We start from the raw sequence: 6,066 nt of genomic DNA, 5'->3' as shown, positions 1-6,066 counted from the left end.
CGTTTCGCGCAGCTCGGTCCGCGGGTGGCCGCGGGCTGCGGAGGCGCCGGCGCCCGGGGCGGGCGTCCGGACGATGCCGGGCGGGTGCCGGACCGGTGCCGGGCAGGCGTCCGGACGGGTGCCGTCGGGGCATCCGGCCGCGGAAAGGGGACGACACCCCCGGCTCACGGGGGAACAAGCCGGGGGTGCCGAGTCCTTGGTTGCACGATCTGCGGGTTCGGCAACTGGTCAGAACCTAATTCGCGACAACGTCGCAGGTCAAGGGCTTGTTGAAGGTTCACCGACGGTGTTCGGTGAGATCCGTCCGGTCACCCCGTCGACCGTCGTCCCGGCGTACGGGCGGCTCGGGTCGGCGGCGAAATGCGCGGATTCGGCCCGCGCCCAGCCCTCCCAGAACTCCGCCAGGGCCGGCCCGTCCCGCTCCTCGCCGCGCCGTCGCGCGTCCTCGGCCGCCAGCTCCATCCACACCAGCCGGGCGAGCCACGGCCGCACCGCGCGCCGCCCGGCGCCGACCCCCTCCACCAGGACCACCGGCGCGAGCGGCACCGCCGCCGTCGAGGCGAACCGGCGCAGCGTCCAGTCGTACACCCGGTACCCGGTGTCCCGCCCGGCCGCCAGCGGCTCCAGCACCTGCGTGCGCAGCCGCTCCGTCCAGCCGAACGGCTCCGCGTGGGTGGCCAGGTCGTCCAGGTGGACCACCGGCGCGCCGCCGAGCGCGGCGGCCAGCCGACCCGCGAAGGTGGTCTTGCCCGACCCGGCGTGTCCGTCCACCGCGACCAGCCGCACCGGCCCGCAGGACGGCGCCACTGCGCGCAGCTCGGCGGCGAACGCGGTCAGGTCCGCGGCGGACGCCGGAACGGGTACGCGCGTTCCCCGGCCGGACGAGCTTTCGGAGGTTTCGGAAGGAGCCACATCGGCCACCCTACGGTGGCCCGCACGCCGATACGGACAGTGATTCTTCGCAGGTCGTGACGGCGGCGCCGGGATCGGGCATACTCGCTTCGCCACGTACGTGAACGGCCGTTCACCGCAACCCGGTGCCGGTCGGGCCGACCTGCCACACCCCGCGTCGGGCCCGCCACACCGGGGTCCGGCGCCCGAACGAGGAGGCGACGAGCCGCCATGACCCCCTCCCCTGCGAAAGCCGTGGACCGCCAGCTGCCGACCGAGGAGGCCCGCGAGCTGCTGAGCCTCACCCGGGAGCTGGTCCAGCGCGAGCTCCAGCCGCGCGCGGCGGAGGACGAGGCCGTCGGCCGCTTCCCCCGCGAGGTCTTCCGCACCCTCGGCGAGGCGGGCCTGCTCTCCCTCCCGTACGAGGAGAAGCACGGCGGCGGCGACCAGCCCTACGAGGTGTACCTCCAGGTCCTGGAGGAGCTGGCGGCCGGCTGGCTGGCGGTCGGCCTCGGCGTCAGCGTGCACACCCTGTCCTGCCACGCACTGGCCACCTTCGGCACCGACGAGCAGCGCGCCGCGTGGCTGCCCGGCATGCTCTCCGGCGAGCAGCTCGGCGCCTACTGCCTCTCCGAGCCGCAGTCCGGCTCCGACGCCGCCGCCCTGCGCACCCGCGCCGACCTGGACGGCGAGGACTACGTGGTGAGCGGCACCAAGGCGTGGATCACCCACGGCGGGCAGGCCGACTTCTACAGCGCCCTGGTCCGCACCGGCGAGCCGGGCCCGCGCGGCATCAGCTGCCTGCTGGTGCCCGGGTCGGTGCCGGGCCTCTCGGCCGCCCCGCCGGAGCAGAAGATGGGCATGAAGTCCTCGCCGACCGCGCAGCTGCACTTCGACGGCGCCCGGGTCTCCCGCGACCGGCTGGTCGGCACCGAGGGCCAGGGCTTCCAGATCGCGCTCGCCGCGCTGGACTCCGGCCGCCTCGGCATCGCCGCCTGCGCGATCGGCGTCGCCCAGGCCGCGCTCGACCTCGCCGTCGACTACGCCCGCACCCGCCGCCAGTTCGGCCGGCCGATCGCCGACTTCCAGGGCCTGTCCTTCATGCTCGCCGACATGGCCACCCAGATCGAGGCCGGCCGCGCGCTCTACCTGTCCGCCGCGCGCCTGCGCGACGCGGGCCTGCCGTTCTCCAAGGAGGCGGCGATGGCCAAGCTGTTCTGCACCGACACCGCGATGCGGGTGACCACCGACGCCGTCCAGGTGCTCGGCGGCTACGGCTACACCCAGGACTTCCCGGCCGAGCGCTACATGCGCGAGGCCAAGGTGCTGCAGATCGTCGAGGGCACCAACCAGATCCAGCGCCTGGTGATCGGCCGTCACCTCACCAAGGGCTGAGCCGGGGCCCGGGCCACGGCCCGGGGCTGAACCAGGGCCGGGAGGCCCCCACAACGGCCGACGGGCGTCACTCCAGGGTGCGGAGTGACGCCCGTCGGTTTCCGTGTCTCCGGCCGGGAGCCGCCCGGCCGGAACGCGCGGTCAGTGCCGGACGAGCCGGCTGCGCTGCTGCGGGATGACCGGAGCACCGGCCGGGACCCGCACCGGGCGGTGCGCCACGGCGTGCGAGAACGGCTGCTTCCGCCAGTCGAGTTCGGCCGGCAGCGCGAGCAGCGCGGCCAGGCCGTCCGCCGCCGTCTCCTCGGACGGCTCCACCTCGGCCAGGTCGTCCGCCGACGCGCCCGAGCCCGGGCAGAGCGCGGGGGAGAAGGGGTGCCAGGCGGTGGGCAGCACGGCGTGCTGCGGCAGCCGCTCCTCGTCGCCGACCAGGGCGATCGGCCGGCGGCACTCGGGGCAGTGCACCCGGATGATCTCCCAGGTGTCGGCCTCGCCCGGGTCCACCCCCGGCGCGTGGCCGATCGGGACCGCGAGGTCGTCGCGGCCGGTCATATCGTGGGTGTCGTCGGCGCTCAGCGACTGCTGGTCAGTTGCACGCATGGTGATCCCCCTCGGATCGGGCCCGGCGTGGTCGACCGGGGCCACAACCAGCACTTCCCTGCGACGCGGAGTCATAACCCTGCAGGCCGGTGCACTGTGATGCACGCGGTGTGTCCTTCGCCACATTCGCCCGGCACATGCCCGCCCGGCACTCCGTGACGCCACCCGTGCCACCGCGCGCTCCGCCCGTGGCACCGGCGACGCCCCCGAACGGGTAGGTTTGCGCCTTGTGGAGGATCTCGACCAACGCATCGTCCAGCTGCTCCTCGAGGACGGCCGGATGAGCTACACGGACCTGGGCAAGGCCACCGGCCTGTCCACCTCGGCGGTGCACCAGCGGGTGCGGCGCCTGGAGCAGCGCGGGGTGATCCGCGGCTACACCGCGATCATCGACCCGGACGCGGTCGAGCTGGCGCTGACCGCGTTCATCTCGGTCAAGCCCTTCGACCCCAGCGCCCCGGACGACACCCCCGAGCGGCTCGCCGGGCTGCCCGAGATCGAGGCCTGCCACAGCGTCGCCGGGGACGAGAACTACATCCTCAAGGTCCGCGTCGGCGCCCCCGGCGACCTCGAGGACCTGCTGGCCCGGATCCGCAGCGCGGCCGGCGTCTCCACCCGCACCACCGTCGTCCTCTCCACCCCGTACGAGGCGCGGCCCCCGAAGCTCTGAGCGCGCGTCGGACCTGCCCCGGAGGCCGGGGCGGGTCCGCCGGCGTGCAGACTTGGGGCCATGACCGAACGCACCCTCCCTTCCGGCCCGTCCGCGGGCAGGAGGGGCCCACGGACCGTCCTGCTGCGCGGTGGCGCCGTCTACAGCCCCGCCGACCCCTTCGCCACCGCGATGCTCGTCGAGGGCGAGCACGTCGCCTGGGTCGGCAGCGACGGCGCCGCCGAGGCGTACGAGGACACGGCGGACGAGATCGTCGAGCTGGACGGCGCGCTGGTCACCCCCGCCTTCGTCGACGCGCACGTGCACGCCACCTCCACCGGGTTGGCGCTCACCGGCCTCGACCTCACCGGCAGCCCCTCGCTGGCCGCCGCGCTGGCCGCCGTCACCGCCTTCGTCGGGGCCCAGGAGGAGCCCGGCGGCGTGCTCATCGGCCACGGCTGGGACGAGACGGGCTGGCCCGAGGGCCGCCCGCCGACCCTCGCCGAGCTGGACGCGGCCGCCGGCGGCGCCGCCGTCTACCTCTCCCGCACCGACGTGCACTCCGCGCTCGCCACCGGCGCCCTGCGCGCGCTCACCGCCGGCCTGGCCGGGCAGCCCGGCTACTCCGCCGACGGCCCGCTCACCCGCGACGCCCACCACGCCGTCCGGCAGACCGCGCTGGCCCGCCTCACCCCCGGGCAGCGCCGCCGCGCCCAGCGCGCCACCCTCACCCGGGCCGCCGAACTCGGCATCGGCTCGCTCCACGAGTGCGCCGGCCCGGAGATCTCCTCCGAGGCCGACCTGGCCGCCCTGCTCGCCCTCGCCGCCGAGCACAAGGGCCCCGAAGTCTTCGGCTACTGGGGCGAGTTGGGTGGTGTCGAGACGGCGGCCAGGCTCGGCGCGGCCGGCGCCGGCGGCGACCTCTTCGCCGACGGCGCGCTCGGCTCGCACACCGCCTGCCTGCACGCCCCCTACGCCGACGCCGACCACACCGGCACCTCCTACCTGAGCGCCGGGCAGATCGCCGACCACGTCGCCGCCTGCACCGAGGCCGGGCTGCAGGCCGGCTTCCACGCCATCGGCGACGCCGCGATCACGGCGGTGCTGGACGGCGTCCGGGCGGCCGGGGAGCGGGTCGGCGCCGACCGGGTCAGGGCGCTGCGCCACCGGGTCGAGCACGCCGAGGCGCTGGACGACAAGTCCGTCGCGGCCTTCGCCGAGCTCGGCCTGACCGCCTCCGTCCAGCCGGCCTTCGACGCCGCCTGGGGCGGCCCGGACGGCATGTACGTCCAGCGCCTGGGCGCCGAGCGCGCCGCCGCGCTGAACCCCTTCGCGGCGCTGCTGCGGGCCGGCGTCCCGCTGGCCTTCGGCTCGGACGCCCCGGTCACCCCGCTCGACCCGTGGGGCACCGTCCGGGCGGCCGCCTTCCACCGGACCCCGGAGCACCGGATCTCGGTCCGCGCCGCCTTCACCGCCCACACCCGCGGTGGCTGGCGCGCGCTCGGCCGCGACCAGGACGGCGTCCTCGTTCCCGGCGCGGTCGCCAGCTACGCGGTCTGGGCCGCCGACGACCTGGTCGTCCAGGCCCCCGACTCCCGGGTGGCCGGCTGGTCCACCGACCCGCGCTCCGGCACCCCCGGCCTGCCCGACCTCACCCCGGGCCGCCCGCTCCCGACCTGCCTGCGCACCGTGGTCCGCGGCCGGACGGTCCACCTCGCCGCCGGGTGAAAACCCGGTGAACCGGCCGGGCAGCCCGATCTAGGTTGATCCACATGACCACCGAACTGGTACCCGCCGACTTCACCGTCCCCCGCACGCTCACCGCCGGGGGGTTCCGCCTGGAGCCCCTCGGCGAGCAGCACAACGCGTCCGACCTCGCGGCCTGGACGTCGAGCGTCGACCACATCCGCGCGACGGCCGGCTTCACCGGCGGCTGGCCGCCGGCCGGGGGCATGACCCCCGAGCAGAACCTGGCCGACCTGCGCCGGCACGCCGACGACTTCGCGCACCGCCGCGGCTTCACCTACACCGTCCTGGAGACCCCGGGGGACGCCGTGGTCGGCTGCGTCTACATCTACCCGGACCGTGAGGACCCGTCCGTCACCAAGGTCAGCTCCTGGGTCCGCGCCGACCGGTCCGAGCTGGACGCCGTGCTCCACCGGACGGTCTCCGCCTGGCTCGCCGAGGCCTGGCCGTTCGGCGAGGTCCGCTACCACCCGCGCTGAACCGGCCCGGACCACCCTCACCTCACGACCGGGTGTCTTTCCGGGGTACCTTCTTCGGACAGCGTCCGAACAGCCGCCCCCGAACCCCCGGCGAGGCGGCGCCGAGTAGAGATGGTGCGCCGGTGGCCATGCCCGTCACCCAGGAGCGGTCCGGGACCGCGCCCGAGAGCCCCGACGAGGCGCCCGTGCGCGGGCGGTGGGCGCGGGCCCGCGCCCAGGTGCGGGCCGGCCCCATCGGAAGAGCGGCGTGGAGGGTAATAGTGTAAAAGCAAAGGTTTAGTTCTCGGTGGTACCCGGATCATTTAAAAT

General features: G+C 75.3%; 6 protein-coding genes. 4 read left to right on the top strand and 2 right to left on the bottom strand.

Annotated features, from left to right (window positions below; all coding sequences use genetic code 11):
• Positions 1 to 258: 258 nt before the first annotated feature.
• Positions 259 to 837, bottom strand: a complete 579-nt coding sequence (locus ABZ885_RS33730) for a hypothetical protein (RefSeq protein ID WP_360197286.1) — start codon at positions 835 to 837, stop codon at positions 259 to 261.
• Between the two features lie 285 nt (positions 838 to 1,122).
• Here ABZ885_RS33730 and ABZ885_RS33725 point away from each other — a divergent pair, with 285 nt between their 5' ends.
• A complete protein-coding gene (locus tag ABZ885_RS33725; protein ID WP_360197284.1) occupies positions 1,123 to 2,286 on the top strand; it encodes an acyl-CoA dehydrogenase family protein in 1,164 nt (387 codons plus the stop codon).
• Between the two features lie 141 nt (positions 2,287 to 2,427).
• On the opposite strand, the gene ABZ885_RS33720 is transcribed toward ABZ885_RS33725, so the two are convergent.
• Positions 2,428 to 2,883 (bottom strand): hypothetical protein, encoded by a 456-nt coding sequence (locus tag ABZ885_RS33720; protein ID WP_360197282.1) that lies wholly within the window; start codon positions 2,881 to 2,883, stop codon positions 2,428 to 2,430.
• Positions 2,884 to 3,112: 229 nt separating this feature from the next.
• Here ABZ885_RS33720 and ABZ885_RS33715 point away from each other — a divergent pair, with 229 nt between their 5' ends.
• The 3 genes from ABZ885_RS33715 to ABZ885_RS33705 are packed head-to-tail and all read left to right on the top strand — an operon-like array spanning position 3,113 to position 5,757.
• Positions 3,113 to 3,553: an Lrp/AsnC family transcriptional regulator gene (locus ABZ885_RS33715; RefSeq protein WP_360197280.1), complete on the top strand. Its 441-nt coding sequence runs from the start codon at positions 3,113 to 3,115 to the stop codon at positions 3,551 to 3,553.
• A 60-nt stretch (positions 3,554 to 3,613) separates the two neighbouring features.
• Positions 3,614 to 5,260 carry an amidohydrolase gene (locus ABZ885_RS33710; protein ID WP_360197277.1) on the top strand — a complete coding sequence of 549 codons (1,647 nt, stop codon included), beginning with the start codon at positions 3,614 to 3,616 and terminating at the stop codon, positions 5,258 to 5,260.
• A 44-nt stretch (positions 5,261 to 5,304) separates the two neighbouring features.
• Positions 5,305 to 5,757: an N-acetyltransferase gene (locus tag ABZ885_RS33705; RefSeq protein ID WP_360197274.1), complete on the top strand. Its 453-nt coding sequence runs from the start codon at positions 5,305 to 5,307 to the stop codon at positions 5,755 to 5,757.
• The last annotated feature ends 309 nt before the right edge of the window (positions 5,758 to 6,066 follow it).

It is taken from the genome of Kitasatospora sp. NPDC047058, from assembly GCF_040643935.1.
GTDB lineage: Bacteria > Actinomycetota > Actinomycetes > Streptomycetales > Streptomycetaceae > Kitasatospora.
The sequence above is the reverse complement of the archived record's forward strand: the minus strand, read 5'-3'. Positions and strand labels throughout refer to the sequence as shown.

Excerpts from the sequence above, each read along its gene's own strand:
- ABZ885_RS33725 (WP_360197284.1), top strand. The coding sequence starts at position 1,123 with ATGACCCCCTCCCCTGCGAAAGCCGTGGACCGCCAGCTGCCGACCGAG.
- ABZ885_RS33720 (WP_360197282.1), bottom strand. The coding sequence starts at position 2,883 with ATGCGTGCAACTGACCAGCAGTCGCTGAGCGCCGACGACACCCACGAT.
- ABZ885_RS33710 (WP_360197277.1), top strand. The coding sequence starts at position 3,614 with ATGACCGAACGCACCCTCCCTTCCGGCCCGTCCGCGGGCAGGAGGGGC.
- ABZ885_RS33705 (WP_360197274.1), top strand. The coding sequence starts at position 5,305 with ATGACCACCGAACTGGTACCCGCCGACTTCACCGTCCCCCGCACGCTC.